Source organism: Cohnella caldifontis (genome assembly GCF_029360585.1).
Lineage (GTDB): Bacteria > Bacillota > Bacilli > Paenibacillales > Paenibacillaceae > Cohnella > Cohnella caldifontis.
Genome location: NZ_JAQZSJ010000015.1, coordinates 71,353 through 88,619 on the forward strand (window position 1 = coordinate 71,353; position 17,267 = coordinate 88,619).

The 17,267-nt window shown below is 59.0% G+C and carries 13 protein-coding genes, 1 pseudogene and 1 riboswitch; of the genes and pseudogenes, 5 read left to right on the forward strand and 9 right to left on the reverse strand.

Annotated features, from left to right (window positions below; genetic code table 11):
* Positions 1-68 precede the first annotated feature (68 nt).
* Both PTZ19_RS18685 and PTZ19_RS18690 read left to right on the forward strand, forming a co-directional pair.
* Positions 69-623, forward strand: coding sequence for a DUF4352 domain-containing protein (locus tag PTZ19_RS18685; RefSeq protein WP_276356642.1), 555 nt, complete (start codon positions 69-71; stop codon positions 621-623).
* 87 nt (positions 624-710) lie between these two features.
* Positions 711-4,280, forward strand: coding sequence for an FG-GAP-like repeat-containing protein (locus PTZ19_RS18690; RefSeq protein ID WP_276356643.1), 3,570 nt, complete (start codon positions 711-713; stop codon positions 4,278-4,280).
* Positions 4,281-4,381: 101 nt separating this feature from the next.
* On the opposite strand, the gene PTZ19_RS18695 is transcribed toward PTZ19_RS18690, so the two are convergent.
* From PTZ19_RS18695 to PTZ19_RS18735, 9 genes are all read right to left on the reverse strand, one after another.
* Positions 4,382-5,776 carry an NCS2 family permease gene (locus tag PTZ19_RS18695; RefSeq protein WP_276356645.1) on the reverse strand — a complete coding sequence of 465 codons (1,395 nt, stop codon included), beginning with the start codon at positions 5,774-5,776 and terminating at the stop codon, positions 4,382-4,384.
* Positions 5,777-5,926: 150 nt separating this feature from the next.
* Positions 5,927-6,027, reverse strand: a riboswitch (purine riboswitch).
* 184 nt (positions 6,028-6,211) lie between these two features.
* Positions 6,212-7,006 (reverse strand): ABC transporter ATP-binding protein, encoded by a 795-nt coding sequence (locus tag PTZ19_RS18700; protein ID WP_276356647.1) that lies wholly within the window; start codon positions 7,004-7,006, stop codon positions 6,212-6,214.
* Positions 7,006-7,923, reverse strand: a complete 918-nt coding sequence (locus tag PTZ19_RS18705; protein WP_276356712.1) for an ABC transporter permease — start codon at positions 7,921-7,923, stop codon at positions 7,006-7,008. Before PTZ19_RS18705 ends, PTZ19_RS18700 begins: the two co-directional genes overlap by 1 nt.
* Positions 7,924-7,948: 25 nt before the next feature.
* Positions 7,949-9,028, reverse strand: a complete 1,080-nt coding sequence (locus tag PTZ19_RS18710; RefSeq protein ID WP_276356648.1) for an ABC transporter substrate-binding protein — start codon at positions 9,026-9,028, stop codon at positions 7,949-7,951.
* A 257-nt stretch (positions 9,029-9,285) separates the two neighbouring features.
* Positions 9,286-10,806 carry a glutamine-hydrolyzing GMP synthase gene (gene guaA, locus PTZ19_RS18715; protein WP_276356713.1) on the reverse strand — a complete coding sequence of 507 codons (1,521 nt, stop codon included), beginning with the start codon at positions 10,804-10,806 and terminating at the stop codon, positions 9,286-9,288.
* 76 nt (positions 10,807-10,882) lie between these two features.
* Positions 10,883-11,353: a thioredoxin-dependent thiol peroxidase gene (gene bcp, locus PTZ19_RS18720; protein ID WP_276356649.1), complete on the reverse strand. Its 471-nt coding sequence runs from the start codon at positions 11,351-11,353 to the stop codon at positions 10,883-10,885.
* A 20-nt stretch (positions 11,354-11,373) separates the two neighbouring features.
* On the reverse strand, positions 11,374-12,171 hold the full coding sequence (locus PTZ19_RS18725) for an ABC transporter permease (protein WP_276356651.1): 798 nt from the start codon (positions 12,169-12,171) through the stop codon (positions 11,374-11,376).
* 4 nt (positions 12,172-12,175) lie between these two features.
* A complete protein-coding gene (locus PTZ19_RS18730) occupies positions 12,176-12,970 on the reverse strand; it encodes an ABC transporter permease (protein WP_276356652.1) in 795 nt (264 codons plus the stop codon).
* Positions 12,967-14,085 carry an ABC transporter ATP-binding protein gene (locus PTZ19_RS18735; protein ID WP_276356653.1) on the reverse strand — a complete coding sequence of 373 codons (1,119 nt, stop codon included), beginning with the start codon at positions 14,083-14,085 and terminating at the stop codon, positions 12,967-12,969. Before PTZ19_RS18735 ends, PTZ19_RS18730 begins: the two co-directional genes overlap by 4 nt.
* Before the next feature lie 103 nt (positions 14,086-14,188).
* On the opposite strand from PTZ19_RS18735, the gene PTZ19_RS18740 reads away from it, so the two are divergent.
* The 3 genes and pseudogenes from PTZ19_RS18740 to PTZ19_RS25460 form a co-directional block, all read left to right on the forward strand.
* Positions 14,189-15,217, forward strand: a complete 1,029-nt coding sequence (locus PTZ19_RS18740; protein ID WP_276356654.1) for an LCP family protein — start codon at positions 14,189-14,191, stop codon at positions 15,215-15,217.
* Positions 15,218-15,241: 24 nt separating this feature from the next.
* Positions 15,242-16,561 (forward strand): glutamate-1-semialdehyde 2,1-aminomutase, encoded by a 1,320-nt coding sequence (locus tag PTZ19_RS18745; RefSeq protein WP_276356655.1) that lies wholly within the window; start codon positions 15,242-15,244, stop codon positions 16,559-16,561.
* Positions 16,562-17,033: 472 nt separating this feature from the next.
* Positions 17,034-17,216 (forward strand): annotated as a pseudogene (locus PTZ19_RS25460) (transposase); the annotation flags it as partial.
* Positions 17,217-17,267 lie beyond the last annotated feature (51 nt).

The window sequence follows — 17,267 nt, forward strand, 5'->3', positions numbered from 1 at the left end:
TCAAACGCCGGCCATGCATCTCCAATTCGTAGGGGGGGGCATGGCCGGCGATACGAGGAGGACCGTGGATGTCTATTCTACGCAAGACAAAACGAAAGAAACCGCTTGTTTCCGCCATGGTGATCCTGCTGCTGACGGCCGCGTTAACCGCCTGCGGACCTTCGAATGGATCTTCTTCCGGAGCTTCGTCAGTACAGGCGCCCGCCAACGAAGCGGACGGCTCGAATTCGCCCGAGACGGCCAAAACTTACGAAATCGGAGAAACCGCGGAGTTATTCGGCCTCAAACTGACGGTCGACCAAGTGGATAAGAAATCCGAGTTTAATCAGGAGGTGCTTCAGGAAGGCATGGAGTTCATCCTGGTCAAGGTGACGCTGGAGAACGCCGGAAAAGAGGCGAAGCCATACAACGCCCACTCCTTCGAGCTCATCTCCTCCAGCGGCAAGCCGGATTTGAACGTCACCACCCTGGCCGGCGAAGGCCAGTTGCGTCAGGGCAACCTGGACCCAGGATCCAAAGTGAGCGGGATCATTCCCTTCGAGCATCCGAAAGACGATTCGTCCGGAAAATTGACGTTCCAGCCCAACTTGATGTCGGATCAAAAAATCGTTTTCGAATGGTAGGCAATCGGGAGACCCCAGAGCGCCGAAGGCACGCCGGTCACCGCCCGTCTTTATTTTGAAGTTCGATGCTAAGGAGAGGAAAGAACGATGTTGTTAAAAAGAAGGAAATCCCTCCGCATTCGGTTATGCATCGGCCTGGTCGGTCTCATGACCGCCGTTGCGCCGATGAACGTTTTTGCTTCGTCTTGGTTTCAAGAGTCAACCCTCTTCGGAACCGGCGCGCAGCCCAAAGCCGTGGCCGCGGGAGACTTCAACGGCGACGGAAATCCGGATATCGCCGTTGCGAATGCGGCGGACGGTACGGTCTCCATCCTTTTGGGTCAAGGGGACGGAACGTTTGGCGCGAAAGTCGATTATCCGGTCGAATCGAAACCGAATGCGATTGCGGTAGGACAGTTCAACAGCACGGATACGTATCCGGATCTGGCAGTCGCCAACTACGGTTCCAGCAGCGTCTCGATTTTGCTCGGTAAAGGGGACGGAACGTTCCAGCCGGCCACGCACTTTTCCACCGGAACGGGAACCGGACCGTATGCGATTGCCGTTGGCAGTTTCAACCGGAATACGGACGATCATTCCGATATTGCCATCACTTCTATCCTGAATAATAATGTGATCCTCCTATTCGGGGACGGAGCCGGGAATTTTCAGCTAGGGCCCAGCTACGGCTTGGGAACGGGAACCAGCCCTCAATCGATTGCCGTCGGCGATTTCGACGGCAACGGTGCGCTCGATCTGGTCACGGCCAACTACGCTTCTGCAACCCTCTCCCTCTTGCCGGGTAACCTGGACGGAGCGAATCAAGCCGACGGAACGTTCGGGACGGCTGCCAGCATCGCGTTGACATACAATCCGTTATCGGTAGCCGTAGGCGAATTCGACGGCACCGCCGGAATCGACATCGCTGCGGGCACGCTTCAATCGATGACGATTTTGCACGGAGACGGTACCGGCGGTTTCAGCTTCAACCCCGCGCAAGACAACCATCCCTCTTCTACCTTATACGCTCTCGCCGCCGCGGATTTCAACCAAGACGGAAAAACGGATGTGGCAGGCGCCGGTAATTTCACGCATACGATTGCTGTATGGCAGCAAGGAGGCGCAACGTTACTGCCTCAAGCCGGATACGCAACCGACTTCAAGCCGGTATCCGTCGTTTCCGCGGACTTCGATCATGACGGTTTCCCCGATTTGGCCGCCGCGAATGAAGGTTCGAATAATGTCTCGATTTTGATAAACGACGGCCACGGCAAGTTTCTGTCGCCCTATGCTTATTCGTTCATCGGCACGCCGGCATCCGTCGCGACAGGAGACTTCAACGGAGACGGGATAACGGATTTGGCCGTCCTCAGCGACTCCAACAGCTTTGTCGACATCCTGCTCGGCCAAGGCGACGGGACCTTTCAGATGAAGCAAATCCTGACGGCCGGAAGCGGCCCCCGGTTCATTGCCGCGGGAGATATCGACGCGGACAACGACCTGGATTTGGTCGCGGTCAACGAGAATGACGGGACCGTTTCCGTTTTCTCGTGGGATCAATCGGCCGGGCAGTTCGGCAATGCGATGGATTCCGCGGTCTTTAACGTAAACGGGGCGTTGCCGGTTTCCGTCGCCATAGGAGATTTCAATTCGGACGGCAGCCCGGATTTGGCCGTTGCATGCTCGGGCTATAACATCGTCACCATTTTATTGGGGGACGGCTCAGGCGTGTTCGCGTTCAACGCCGGCAGCAGCTACGCGACCGGAACGCATCCGCAGTCTATCGTAGCGGGAGACTTCAACGGGGACTCGGTACTCGATTTGGCTGTAGCCAATAAAGATACGGACGACGTTTCGATTTTGCCGGGAAACGGTGCCAACGGACAAGGAGACGGGACGTTCGGTACGGCAACCTCGTACTCGACGGGCGCAAGTCCGTCTTACATTGCCGCAGACGACTTCAATAAGGACAATATTTTGGATTTGGCCGTGGCCAATAGCGGAGACGACAATGTCTCCATTTTGCGGGGGAATGGCGCAAACGGCGCCGGTGACGGAACATTCAGCAAAACAGGCGATTATCCGGTCGGCTCGAACCCGCAATTCATCTCGATCGGGCTGTTCAACGGGGACATGGTGTGGGATTTGGCGGTGGCCAACAAAGCCTCGAATACCGTTTCCGTTCTCATTGGGAATAAGGACGCGAACGGATCTCCCGATGGGGCTTTCGCCGCGGCAGACACCTTGTTTATCGGCAAATTTGCCGCTCCCGTTGCCGTCGTTTCAGGCGACTTCGGCGGGGGCCCGATGTCGGAATTGGCCGTTGCGGACTCCAATTGGAAACGGGTATCCGTCTATTCGCCTTTCCCGTACGGCGGGCAATTGGATTTGCAGCCTGCGGCGATCAACGTGAACGAGAACGCCGGCAGCGTTGCGGTTACGGTCGTCCGCACCGACGGCAGCGGCAAGGTCAGCGTGGCTTACACGACTTCCAACGGTTCCGCGGCCGCGGGTATCGACTATACCGCCGTATCCGGCAAACTCGTATTCCCGGATGGGGATACTGCCGAATCGTTCACGATTCCGATTCTCGACGATCATGTCTATACGGGAAGCAGAACCGTGAATATCCAAATCGGCAATCCCGGCGGCGGAGCGGTACTGGGCACGCAAACGACCGCCGTGCTCACGATCGCCGACGACGAGAATCCGCCGACAGCGCCGCCGTCTTCGCCTTCCTCTTCGGGGCCGTTCTCTTCGGGGCCGTCCCCTTCCGTCGGGCAGTTCGCTTTGAAGTCCAGCGTCTTCAACGCCGGCGAGAACGGAGGAAACGCATCGATCACGGTTATCCGCAGCGGCGGCAGCTATGGAACGGCTAGCGTCAAATACGCGACTTCAGACGGAACCGCCGCGGCAGGAAGCGACTATACGGCCGTTTCCGGCACGCTTGTTTTCCAGGATGGGGAAACGAGCAAGTCGTTCTCGGTTCCGATTATCGACGACAAGGCATACAAAGGAAATCGAACCGTGAAAATTCAAATCAGCGAGCCTTCCTCAGGCGCTGCGCTGGGAACGCCGACGACAGCGGAGCTTATGATCGCGGATGACGAGAAACCGGCAGATTCGACGCCCGCGGATTCCCCCGGCTTCAGCGATATTGCCGGCCATTGGGCTGCGGCATCCATCGTCGAAGCCGTGAAGCAAGGCATCGCCAGCGGTTATCCCGACGGCACGTTTAAGCCGAACCGATCGATTTCGCGTGCGGAATTCGCCGTCATGCTCGTCCATGCGTTGAAGCCGCAGACAGGCGGGGCAAACTTGACTTTCTCGGATAAAAGCGCGATCGGGGACTGGGCGTCGGAAGCGATTGCTCAAGCTGTTCGGGCGGGTATTCTATCCGGATACGACGACGGCAGCTTCAGGCCGAATGCGTTCATCACCCGAGCCGAGATGGCGTCGATGATCGCAAGAGCCCTTCGCCTGCCGGTAGAACCGGAGGCTGCGTCCGCTTTCGCGGACAACGCCGAAATCCCGGGATGGGCGAGAGGCGCGGTTGAAGCCGTTCGCGTTCCATCGATCTTCATCGGCAGAAGCGGCAACCGTTTCGTTCCGAACGCCTCGGCAACGAGAGCCGAAGCGGTAACCGTCATCTTGAAGCTTTTGGAGCACCAGAGGTAACGGCGTTGGGGACTACCCCGTTAAAAAACCCCGCCCCACCTCCCCTAATCGGGAAGTGAGACGGGGTTGTTCACGCGGTTTAACGTTTGCGGAGCAAACGATCAGCCCTGGGAGCCGATGAAGGCGTAACGGGCGATCACCAGTACGAACAGGACCCACATCAGCCAGTGGATTTTGTGCTTGCCGCCGCCGAACAGATTGGAAACGGCCGCGAGCAGGACATAAGAGACGATCCCGAACGAAATGCCGTTGGCGATGTTGTACGTGAACGGCATCAGGGCGATCGTGAGGAAGGCCGGAATGCCATAGACGTAGTCGGAGAAGTCGATTTCCCGGATCGATTGGATCATCAGCACCCCGACGACGATCAGCGCCGCGCTGGTTGCGGACGACGGCACGAGCAGGGCGATCGGCGCCAGGAACAGCGAGAGCAGGAACAGTACCCCGGTGCTGACCGCGGTCAGGCCGGTGCGTCCGCCTTCGGCGACGCCCGCGGAGCTTTCCACGTAGGCGGTGACCGTGCTGGTGCCGAGCATCGCGCCGCCGCTGACGGCCACGGCGTCGACGAACATCGCTTTGCCTACGCGTTTGTTGCCTTCCTCTTTATTCTTGAAGAAGCCGGCGCGGTTGGCCGTCCCGACCAGCGTGCCGAACGTGTCGAACAGCTCGACGAACGTGAACGTTGCGACGGCGGTCAGAAGGCCCGTCGTGAACAGGTCCGCGAAGTCGAAGTCCCAGAAATTCAATTGACCGAAATCCGGCACCCATTTCTGGTTGTTCAGCGAATCGAAATTGACGGCGTCCACGCCCGGAATCATGCCGATCAGCGTCGTGATCAGGATGCCGAACAGGATCGCGCCGCGCACCCGCAGCACCATGAGGATCGCGATGATCGCCAGGCCTACGATCGTCAGCCAGACGTTGGTGCTTTCCAGATTGCCCATATGGATGACCGTCTCGAAGCTTTGGAGATCCGTGAATTGGCCCTTGGCGACGTCCGTGACGGAAGCATCCAGGGCGATCGTCATCAGGCCGCTGTTCTTAAGGCCGATGATCGCGATGAACAAGCCGATGCCGACCGTGATGGCGTGCTTCAGGCTGTCCGGAATGGCGACGATCAGCAGCTGGCGGATCTGCGTGATGGTCAAGATCAGGAAAATGATACCGGAGATGAACACGGCCGCGAGCCCCATCGACGCGCTGATCGGGTGGTCCGTCGCTTTGGACGCGAGCACCGTCGTCGCGAAATACGCGTTCAGGCCCATGCCCGGCGCAAGCGCGACCGGGAAGTTCACGAACAGCCCCATGGCGATCGTGAAAATGCCGGCGGCGAGCGCGGTCGCGAGGAAAATGCCGTAGGCGTCCAGGCCCGATGCGCCCAGCACGCTGGGGTTGACGGCCAGGATGTAAGCCATCGTCATGAAAGTAGTCAAGCCTGCCATGATCTCAGTGCGTACGTTCGTTCCCAGTTCCTTTAGCTTAAAGAAACGGTCCATGGTTTCGACTCCTTCTGCTTGTTATAAGTGCGGTTGATTGCGGAAAACCAGGCGAAACAAACAAAAAAACCCAGAAGAGCGATCTCCTCTAGGTTCCGCACTACCGTGAAAATCATACGTCCGCCAAGAATCGCGCGCTTCTTGCCGGACATACGCGTTTTCACTTTCCGTAGATGGATCATTTGCGGTGACCCCGTAGAGACTCCCGAGCCGATTCCCGGGATTATACGAAAAGCCGTCATATTCACGATTACCCTCTTATTTTAGGACCTGGTGTTGAGATTTGTCAACAAATTTTGACGAATAATTTGGACGTTTCACTATACTTTCGTTCGGAAATTGCACGGACTCCAGCAAAAAGAGCGCCTGCACCGGCAGACGCCCTTCGCTCTTTCCGATCTCTAAGGCCGCACGCACTTACGACCATTCGAAGTTTTACCCGAGCACGACCCGGTCATCGGCCATCTTATGGCCGCTGATGCTTTCGAATTCCCGGAGCAGGCGTTCCACCGTGAGTTCCTTCTTGCGGTCTTCGCCGACTTCGAGAATGATGCGCCCTTTGTCCATCATGATGAGCCGGTTGCCGAGCCGGATGGCCTGCTCCATGTTATGGGTGACCATCAGCGTCGTCAGCTTCATTTCCCGTACGATGCTCTCGGTCAGACGCGTCACCAGCTCGGCGCGGGCCGGGTCGAGCGCCGCCGTGTGCTCGTCGAGCAGCAGGATCTGCGGCTGGGTGAAGGTCGCCATCAGCAGGCTGAGCGCTTGGCGTTCCCCGCCGGAGAGCTGCCCCACCTTCGCTTTGAGCCGGTTTTCCAGCCTCAGGTTCAGGCGTCCCAGCTGCTCTTGGAAGAAACGGCGCTTGGCGCGCGTAACGCCGAATCCCAGTCCCCGCCGCTTGTTTCTCGCGTACGCGATGGCCAGGTTTTCTTCGATCGTCATGTTCGGCGCCGTGCCGGCCATCGGGTCTTGGAACACGCGGCCGATCCAGCGGCTTCTCTTGTACTCCGGCAGCTGGTGCACCGGATTTCCGTCGATCCTGACCTCGCCGACGTCGGGGGTCAGCACCCCCGAGATCATGTTCATGAGCGTCGATTTGCCGGCCCCGTTGCTTCCGATGATCGTGACGAAATCCCCGGGTTTGAGCGCCAGGTCGATGCCCGCGAGCGCCACCTTCTCGTCCGGGGAGCCGGGGAAAAACACCTTCGATACTTGGGTGAGTTCCAGCATTACTGCCCGCCCCCCCGTCTCGCGCCGGCGGCGGCGGCCAATTCGGCCGTACGGCGCCGCGCGGCGATTTTCTGCTTCCAGTGCCGCCGGGCGGTCGGAACCACCAGCGCGATGATGACGATGACGGCGGTGATGACCTTGAGGTCCTGTGCTTGGAACCACGGAATCTGCAGCGCGATCGCGATGATGATCCGGTAGAGGATCATGCCGACCACGGCCGCGAGCGTCGCCCAAATGATCGACCGGGCCCCGATGATCGCTTCGCCGATAATCACGGCAGCCAGGCCGATGACGATCATCCCGATGCCCATCGATTGGTCCGAATAACCCTGCTGCTGCGCGATGAACGCGCCGGAGAGGGCGACCAAGCCGTTGGACAGGGCGACGCCGAGGATTTTCGTGTTGTCGGTATGCGCGCCGAAGCTGCGGATCATCCGGGGGTTATCCCCGGTCGCCCGCAAGGACAGCCCCAGATCCGTGAGAAAGAACATGTCCAGCAGCACGAGGACGATCAGGACCGCGACGATCATGAGCACCCAATCCTTCCATTCCACTCCGAAGAACACGGTCTCCGCGTTGATGAGCGGAACGTTGGGCACGCGGGAAATCCGCAGGTTGATCGAGTACAGCGCGATCATCATCAGGATCCCGGACAGCAGCGCGTTGATTTTGCCTTTCGTGTGCAGCAGCCCGGTGACGGACCCGGCCGCGCAGCCCGCCAAGAAAGCGCAGGCCGTCGCCACCCAGGGCGACTGGCCGTGCGTGATCATGACGGCGGCGACGGCGCCGCCGGTCGTAAAGCTGCCGTCTACGGTCAAATCGGGAAAATCCAGGATCCGGTATGTCATGTACACTCCCAGCGACATAAAGGCATACAGCAGACCAAGCTGCACCGCTCCCGGAATGGAGTGGATCATAGATGCAAGCATAAAGCGCCTCCGATCATTGGATCAGGTCTTGCGCTTGGTCCTGGACGGCGCTCTTCATGGCGTCCGTCACTTCGATCCCGTACTCTTGCGCGACTTTCAGGTTCAGGATGACGTCCAGTTTCTGTTGCATCAGGACCGGCATGTCGCCCGGTTTTTTGCCGTTCAGGAGGATGTCCGCCGCCATTTGGCCCGTTTGGTAGCCATGGTCATAGTATTTGAAACCTACGGTCGCGAATGCGCCTTTTTCGACGGTGTCGCGGTCGGCGGAGAAAAACGGGATTTTGTTCTTCTTGGCGACCTGGATGATGGAATCCACGCCGCTGACGACCATGTTGTCCAGCGTGATGTAGATGGCGTCCGCGCGGCCGACGAGCGATTCGGCGGCTTGCTTCACTTCGGAAGTGTTCGTGACGGGCGCTTTGATCACTTTGATGTTCTTCTTGGAAAGCTCTTCTTCGGCTTTCTTCGCCATGACGACGGCGTTCGTCTCGCCTTCGTTGATGACGATGCCGACCGTCTTGACGTTCGGGAAGTTGGAGGCGATGAAATCGACCAGCTTCGTCGTCGCTTCCGGGTTCGTGTCCGAAGCGCCGGTCACGTTGCCGCCCGGATGCTGCAGGTCGGTCACGATTTGGGCGGCGACCGGGTCGGTGACCGCGGAGAACAGGATCGGCGCGTTTTTCACGTTCTGGACGAGCGCCTGGGCGGAAGGCGTGGCGATGCCGAGCACGAGGTCGTACTTGTCGGCCGCGATTTTCTGCGCGATCGCCAGGTTATTGGACGCGTCGCCTTGGGCCGTATTGAAGTCGACCGTCAGGTTTTTGCCTTCTTCGAGGCCCGCGTCTTTCAGCGCGGCCAGGAAGCCTTCGCGGGTCGCGTCCAGAGACGGATGCTCGACGATTTGGGAAATGGCGATCTTGTAACTTTTGCCCGCCGCCGGGCTGTCGCTCGGGCTCGGGCTGGCCGCCTCTTGGCTGGCGCTCGGGCTGGACGGCGCGGACGCGCTGCCGCCGGCCGCTTCGTTCCGTTTGCCGCACGCGGCGACTACGAGAACGAGGGATAAAATCAGTGCAAGCACGGTGAATTTCTTCATAACGAATGTTGCTCCTCTCCGATGGTTGGTCGATCGGCGTTCCGTTCCGCTTCGGCAATGCGGCGCTTTGCTCCATGAAAGCGCATAAGCAAAAGCGCGCGGCTTTCCCTAAATTCCGGAAGGACAGGCCTTTTTCCTATCTTACGGGGCATCCCGACATTCGTCAATCACACAAAATTAACCGAAAAAAGCCGCGCGGAGAACAAAATTTCTCCGAACGGCTTTTTCGGATCGTTTCGCCAAAACGCGAGGTCCGCTTACTCCCACTCGATCGTGGCCGGCGGCTTGGAAGTGATATCGTACACGACGCGGTTGACGTTCTGCACTTCGTTGACGATCCGATTGGAGATTTTCTCCAACACGTCGTAAGGAATGCGGGCCCAGTCGGCGGTCATGCCGTCGATGGAGGTGACCGCGCGGACGCCGACCGTATAGGAATAGGTGCGGCCGTCGCCCATGACGCCGACGCTCTTCATGTTCGGCAGCGCGGTGAAATACTGCCAGATTTCCCGGTCGAGCCCGGCCTTGGCGATCTCGTCGCGCAGGATCGCGTCGGATTCGCGGACGATTTCCAGCTTTTCCTCGGTCACTTCGCCAAGCACCCGAATCGCGAGCCCCGGTCCCGGGAACGGCTGCCGCCAGACGATTTCGGCCGGCAGGCCGCACTCTTCGCCGACCTTGCGGACCTCGTCCTTGAACAGCGTCTTGAGCGGCTCGACCAATTTGAATTTCATGTCCTTCGGCAAGCCGCCGACGTTGTGGTGGGACTTGATCGTCTGCGCCGTCGCCGTGCCGCTTTCCACGATGTCGGTGTACAGCGTTCCTTGCGCCAGGAAAGCGAAGTCGGCGAACTTGGCGGATTCCTCTTCGAAAACGCGGATGAATTCCGTGCCGATGATTTTCCGCTTCTGCTCGGGATCGTCCACGCCCTTCAGCTTGCCGAGGAACCGCTCGCGGGCGTCGATCTTGACCACGTTCATGTCGAATTTGCCGGCGAACGTCTCCATGACGCTTTCGGCTTCGCCTTTGCGAAGCAAGCCGTGGTCGATGAACATGCAGGTCAGCCGATCCCCGATCGCCCGATGGATCAACGCCGCCACGACGGAGGAATCGACGCCTCCGGACAAGGCGCAAAGCACCTTCTGGCCGCCGACCTCCGCGCGGATGTCCGCGATCGTATCGTCGATGAACGATTCCATCGTCCAGTCGCCGCGGCATTCGCAGACGCGGAACAGGAAGTTGCGGATCATGTCGTTGCCGTAGACGGAATGGCGCACTTCCGGATGGAACTGGACCGCGTACAGCTTGCGCTCCGGATCGCTCATGGCGGCGACCGGCGCATGCTCCGTGCTGGCGTCCACGCGGAAGCCGGCCGGCAGCTCCGTCACGTGGTCGCCGTGGCTCATCCAGACGGTCTGGCGGGCTTCCAGCCCGTGGACCAGGTCGCAGGCGCCGGCGAAATCGACGTCGGATTTGCCGTACTCCCGTTTGGCCGCGGGTTCGACTTTGCCGCCGCGCTGGTGGGTCATCAGCTGCATGCCGTAGCAGATGCCGAGAATCGGCACGCCGAGCTCGTACACGCCCGGGTCGGCCGCCGGAGCTCCCTCCGCGTAGACGCTGGACGGTCCCCCGGAGAACACGATCCCTTTCGGGTTCATTTCGCGCAGCTTGTCCGCCGGCGTGTTGTACGGCAGCAGCTCGCTGTACACGCCCAGGTCGCGGATCCGGCGCGCGATCAACTGGTTGTACTGGCCGCCGAAATCCAGGACGACGATCATTTCATGCGATTGATTCTTCACTTTGTCTGCCGAGCTCCCCTCGATCAATTGTCGCTATTATAGCCCTGCGAGCCGTCTATTTCAATCTTTTTGCGGCCTCTAGCACCCGGTCGATGTGCCCGTTGACCCGGACGTTCCGCCACTCCTGGACAAGCCTGCCTTTGCGGTCGATCAGAAAGGTGGACCGGACGATCCCCATGTATTTGCGCCCATACAGCTGCTTCTCCTGCCACACCCCGAAAGCGTGGGCCGCCTTTAGCTTCTCATCGGAGAGCAGCAGGAAAGGAAGCCCTTCTTTCTCGATGAACTTCAAATGCGACTTCACCGGGTCCGGGCTGATTCCGATCAGCACCGCATCCTCTTCGCCGAAGGAAGCGTGCGCGTCCCGGAATTCGCAGGCTTCTTTCGTGCAGGTAGGCGTCAAGTCTTGCGGATAAAAGAACAGCACGACCTTGCGCCCGCGAAAATCGCTCAGCTTGACCGTCTCCCCGTTCGAAGCCGGCAGTTCCAAGTTGGGGACGGTTTTGCCGATTTCCAGTGGTTTCATTCCTTCTCCGCCATCCTCTCTTAGGATCCCGCTCCGCGGTAACGTTTCACGCCCCGGTTCCAAATCGTCAGGCCGATCGTCCAGAAGACGATCCCGACGATCGGCGTCAGCAGCGGCATGGTCCAATCCCCATGGCTTTGGAGGAAGAACGAAGCCGGATAGACGCCCACGAACGCGAAGGGCAGCACCCACGTCAGCAGGAACCGAATGCCTTTGTTGTAGATTTGGACCGGATACCGCCCGTAACTCTGGATGTTGAACATGAGCGGAATGATGCCGGTCGGCGCGTCGGAGTAAAAGGAAATCGCGGCCAGCGTCATGTAGATTCCGGCATAAATCAAAACCGAGCCCGCCACGAAGATCAACAAGACGAAAGGATCGTACAAGTGGAACGGCAGGCCGAGCGTCGACCAGGCGGAGATCATGATCGCCAGCCCGACGAACGATCCGATCATCGACGGCGGGTCTACGTTTTCCAGCAACACCTGCGCGAGGGAATGGGCCGGCCTTGTCAGCACGCGGTCCATCTCCCCCTTGGCAATATAACGTTCGCCGAAATTCCATAAATTAAAGAACGTTCCGAAAACGCCGTACGGAATCATGAAATAACCGTATACGAATACGACCTCGGCCCGGCTCCAGCCGGCCAGCGATGGAGTGTGCTGGAACACGACGAAGATGAACACCAGGTTCATCGCCGAGAACAGCAGGTCCGACATCACCTCGACCCAGAAATCGGCCCGATACGTCAGCTTCGTTTTCAAATAATTCCCGACGTATTCCTTGAACAGCGACAAATGGAACGACCATCCGTTCATCCAATCAACCTCCCTGCACGAACAGGCGTCGCCGGGACGCCCGCCACATCGCGAGAATGGGGACGATCAGAACGGCGAACCAGACGGCCTGCACCAACAGCGCCTGCCAGGCTTCCGCTCCGCTCATCCGCCCGGTGAAGACCGAGCTCGGCAAATACGTGATCGCGGGAAACGGCGTCCACTGCAGGACGGATTCGAACCATCGCGGGAAAAACGCCATCGGCACGATGACGCCGGACAACAGGTCGACCGCGACCCGCTTCATGCGCATCATGCCTTCGTTATTCTCCACGAAGAAAGCGAACAAGCCGGTCAGGATATTGAGCTGGGAATTGATCAGGAAGCTGAACCAGATCATGACGAAAAAGAGCGCCCAGCGGACCGGATCGGTCGGCAGCTGCACGGGAAAGATCAAGCACGCCAGAATCATCCCCGGCACCATGAACAAGGCGAGGCGGAAAATCCCTTCCCCGAAGCCCTGCATCATTTTCACGAGCAAGTAGTTGTACGGCCGGGTCATTTGCACCGCCACGCTGCCGTCCCGGATTTCGTTCGCGATTTCCCGGTCCAGGTTGTTAAAGTAGAAAGCCCGGGCCATCCAGGAGACGGCCACGTAAGTCGTCATCTGCCCGGCCGTAAAGCCGGCGAGCGTCTCCGCGTTCCCGTAAATGGCTTTCCAGGTAAAGTAGTACGCCCCGATGTTGATCGCGTAAACCAGGATGCCGCTGTAATAATTCACCCGGTAGGCGAGCATCATGAGGAATCGGATACGGATCAGTTCCAGATACGCGGAGGTCACGAACGCACGCCTCCCGCCGGTTCTTTCTCGCGAATCGGCTCCCGGACGCCGTCCGAACCTTCGGCACCGCCTTCGCCGGGCCCATCGCCGGTCAGCCGTCTCGCGTCTTCCGCCGTCTGCGCGCTTCCCGACTGGTAAATTTCCCGGACGATTTCGTCGGTGTTCGTTTCGAAAATTTTGATGTCGCTGATTTCTTTCGAGCCGACGACCCTCGACAACACGTCCGAAACGTTCAGCTCCCGGGGGATCCACACTTTGGCGGTCAAATCGTTTTCCTTCGTCCAGCGTACCGGAAGCCCGTCCGTCAGCCCGGACAATTCCGCGGTTTCAAGCGGGTTCGTAAACTGGAACAGCACCTCGCGGCCTTTGCTCCATCTTTCCTTCAGCTCGTCGAGCCCTCCGTCGTAGATGATCCGGCCGTCATCGAGCATGATGACGCGCGAGCAGAGCGCCTCGATGTCCTGCAAGTCGTGCGTGGTCAGCAAAATGGTCGTTCCATGCTCCCGGTTGAGCCTTTTCAGAAATTCCCGGATTTCGGTTTTGACCACGATGTCGAGCCCGATCGTCGGCTCGTCCAAGAACAGAATGGACGGCCGATGCAGCAAGGCCGCGGCTAATTCGCACCGCATTCTCTGGCCCAGGCTCAGCTTGCGGACGGGCCGATGCAGCAATTCCTCGAGCTGGAGCGTCGAGACCAGCTCGTCCAGCCTTTGGCGGAAGTCGGCCTCGCCGACCCGGTATACCTTGCGCAGCAGCCGGAACGATTCGATGACGCCGATATCCCACCAGAGCTGGCTGCGCTGGCCGAATACGACTCCGATGCCGCGGACGAATTCTTCGCGATCCTCGAACGGAACGTAGCCGTTCACCCGAATCCGTCCGGAGGTGGGGACCAGGATGCCCGTCAGCATTTTGATCGTGGTGGATTTGCCCGCCCCGTTCTCCCCGATGTAGCCGCAGATTTCCCCCTCCGGGATTTGGAAGCTGATGTCCTTCACCGCCGCGACTTCGGTATATTCGCGTTTGAACAGATCCTTCAGCGCGCCTCCCAATCCTTCGCGGTTTTTTTGCACTTTGAACGCTTTCCGCAGTTCGTATACGTCAATAGCCGGCACGTTTTTCCTCCCGTACGGCGAACTTGCTTCGCCGCCTGTCGAAACTTTATAATTTTATAATATGTTATCTTACCCCAGGATCCGTCCGGAAAGGAAGTCACCGATGACCAAACGAAAGAAATGGACGCTGGTCGGCATATGCGCCTTCTTGGCGGTTCTTGCGGGCTATGCCGCCTGGTGGACCTATTCCTTTTACCATCAAGTCGATCAATTAAGCAAACCCCAAACGGAATCCCGTTTTAAGCAATTCGATAGCAAGCCGGAGTACAAACCGCCGGAATGGACCGGTACGGAGAGGGTCAACGTCCTGCTCATGGGAGGCGACGAACGGGGGCTTAGGCAAGGAGAGGTCGCGCGATCCGACTCGATGCTGGTCGCCTCCTTCGATCCTACCACGAAAAAAGTCCACCTGTCCTCCGTGCTGCGCGACACGTACGTGGACATTCCGGATCATCGCAAAGGGCGCGTGAATACGGCCATTACGCTGGGCGGACCGGAGCTCGCGATGAAGACGGTCGGCAACCTGCTCGGGCTGGACGTCCAATATTACGTCTACGTCGATTTCCAAGGCTTCATCAAACTGGTGGATGCCCTGGGCGGCATCGATTACTACGTCGAAAAAGACATGCACTATACCGATGCGGCCGACGACCATAAGTTCGACATCGATCTCAAAAAAGGGCAGCAGCACCTGGACGGCGAGAAGGCGCTGCAATACGTGCGCTTCCGCCACGACGCGATGAGCGATTACACGCGGACGGAGCGCCAGCGCAATTTCCTGAAGGCCATCGCCGACAAGCTGAAATCCGGCTGGAACCTGATCCGCTTCCCGGACATTTTGTCCAAAGTGACGCCTTACGTCGAAACGAACATGTCTCCCGACGACATGCTGAAGCTCGCCAGCCTGGGGTACAAATCCCATCAAGCGGGCTCCGCCCAAATCCCTCCGATGGAACTGATCTCCGAGGAGACGGTCGGAGGCTCGGCGGTCATCGGCATTCGGGATTCGGACGCCCTCAAAGGGTTCGTCTCCGCGACGCTGGCCCAGGATTCCTCCCAAGGGACGGGGGCGGACTCCGCTCAAGGCGAATCGACCGATTCCGCCGAAGACTCGTCCGAATCGTCCCAATAAACGAAAGCAAAGGAAGCAAAGCGAATGAACAATCGCAACCGTTCGGAGCAGCTGTATCAAGAAGCGCTCCGGCATATCGTCGGCGGGGTGAACAGCCCCTCCCGCTCGTTCAAGGCGGTGGGGGGCGGCGCCCCCGTTTTCATGGAACGGGCAAGCGGCGCCTATTTCTGGGACGTCGACGGCAACCGTTACTTGGATTATTTGGCCGCCTTCGGGCCCATCATTACCGGCCATGCCCATCCGAGTGTAACGGCGGCGATCGTGCGTGCAGCCGAAACCGGCACCTTGTACGGAACGCCGACGGAGCATGAGATCCGGCTGGCCGAGACGCTGAAAGCCGCGATTCCGTCGATGGACAAGGTCCGGTTCGTCAATTCCGGCACGGAAGCCGTCATGACGACGATCCGGGTGGCCCGGGCGGCCACGGGACGGACCAAAATCGTCAAGTTCGCCGGCTGCTATCACGGACACTCCGACTTGGTTCTGGTCGCGGCGGGTTCGGGCCCCTCGACCTTGGGCATCCCGGACAGCGCGGGCGTGCCGGCCGGCATCGCCAGCGAAGTGATTACCGTCCCCTATAACGACTTGGACGGCCTGAAAGCCGCTCTCGAACGATGGGGAGAAGATGTGGCGGCCGTAATGGTCGAGCCGATCGTCGGCAACTTCGGCATGGTCATGCCGAAGCCCGGCTTCCTGGAAGGCCTCTGCCGCATGGCTCGGGATGCCGGCGCTTTGGTCATCTTCGACGAAGTCATCAGCGCGTTCCGCTTCCATTACGGCTCCTCCCAAACGTACGGAGCGTTCCCAGATCCGGCGGCGATTCAGCCGGATCTGACGGCTCTGGGCAAAATCATCGGCGGAGGGTTGCCCATCGGCGCTTACGGCGGCCGCGCCGAAGTCATGGACCGCGTCGCCCCGCTCGGCCCCGCCTACCAGGCCGGCACGATGGCCGGCAATCCCGCCTCCATGTTGGCCGGGCTGGCTTGCCTGGAAGTCTTGCGCGAGCCGGGCGTGTACGAGAGGATGGACGCTCTGGGAGCCCGCTTGGCTGCCGGGCTGCGGGAGTCCGCAGACCGCTGGGGAGTGCCTCTGACCGTCAACCGGATCGTCGGAGCCCTTTCCACCCATTTTTGTTCGCATCCGGTTACGAACTACGATGAAGCCCAGGACACCGACGGCGAAGCGTTCGCCCGGTTTTTCCGGCTCATGCTCGACCGCAGGATCTACTTGGCCCCCTCCAAATACGAAGCCTGGTTTCTTACGACCGCCCATACGGAGTCGGACATCGATCTGACTTTGGACGCGGCGGACGCCAGTTTCCGTGAGTTGGCTTCGCAGCATTGACGCTGAACTCCGCCCCTGAATCGGCCAAGTTTTATGGTCCGGTGACGGGCGGAGTTTTTTCTAGCCTGGATCATCGCTTCATCTCGCTCGTTTCACGCTCCGCCACCCTCCTTCCTTTCACCTCCCCTTTCTTACTTTCCGAAATCATTTTCAATCTTCATCGACTTGCTCGATAAAGGCTACTCGAAAGTTCCTCGTGTTCACGCCGTGCGTAATCTCGTTCCCAGACTGACCTTCCCGTTTTCCTGATTGAGCGGGATATCCCCGTCAGTCAGGAAATAGGAATCACGTTGTATTGAACATCATTACCTCCTCGATTCTTAATCCATATCCGCAGCGAGAGAGGCAGTATCCGATCCGTCCAAGCGCTCGCAGCGATTAATTTTTCAAGAATCTGTATTCCCCTCCTTCAAATAGGAACATATGTTTGGTATAATGGAAGAAAACAGGAAGTTTTGAGGAGTGTTCACGAATGCTCTTGCCAACCGCATATCGAGAATATGAGCAATTGTGCCGCCAATACGATACGGAAGAAGCTTGCGAACGGGCGATTTTCCGGATGAAATGGCCTAACGGCTACTCGTGTCCGATTTGCGGAGGCCGGTACCCATACGTCATTCACACGAGAAGCAGGAAATTATACGAATGCAGGAAATGCCGCCATCAAAGCTCTCTCACCTCGGGAACGATCATGGAGGGCAGTCGG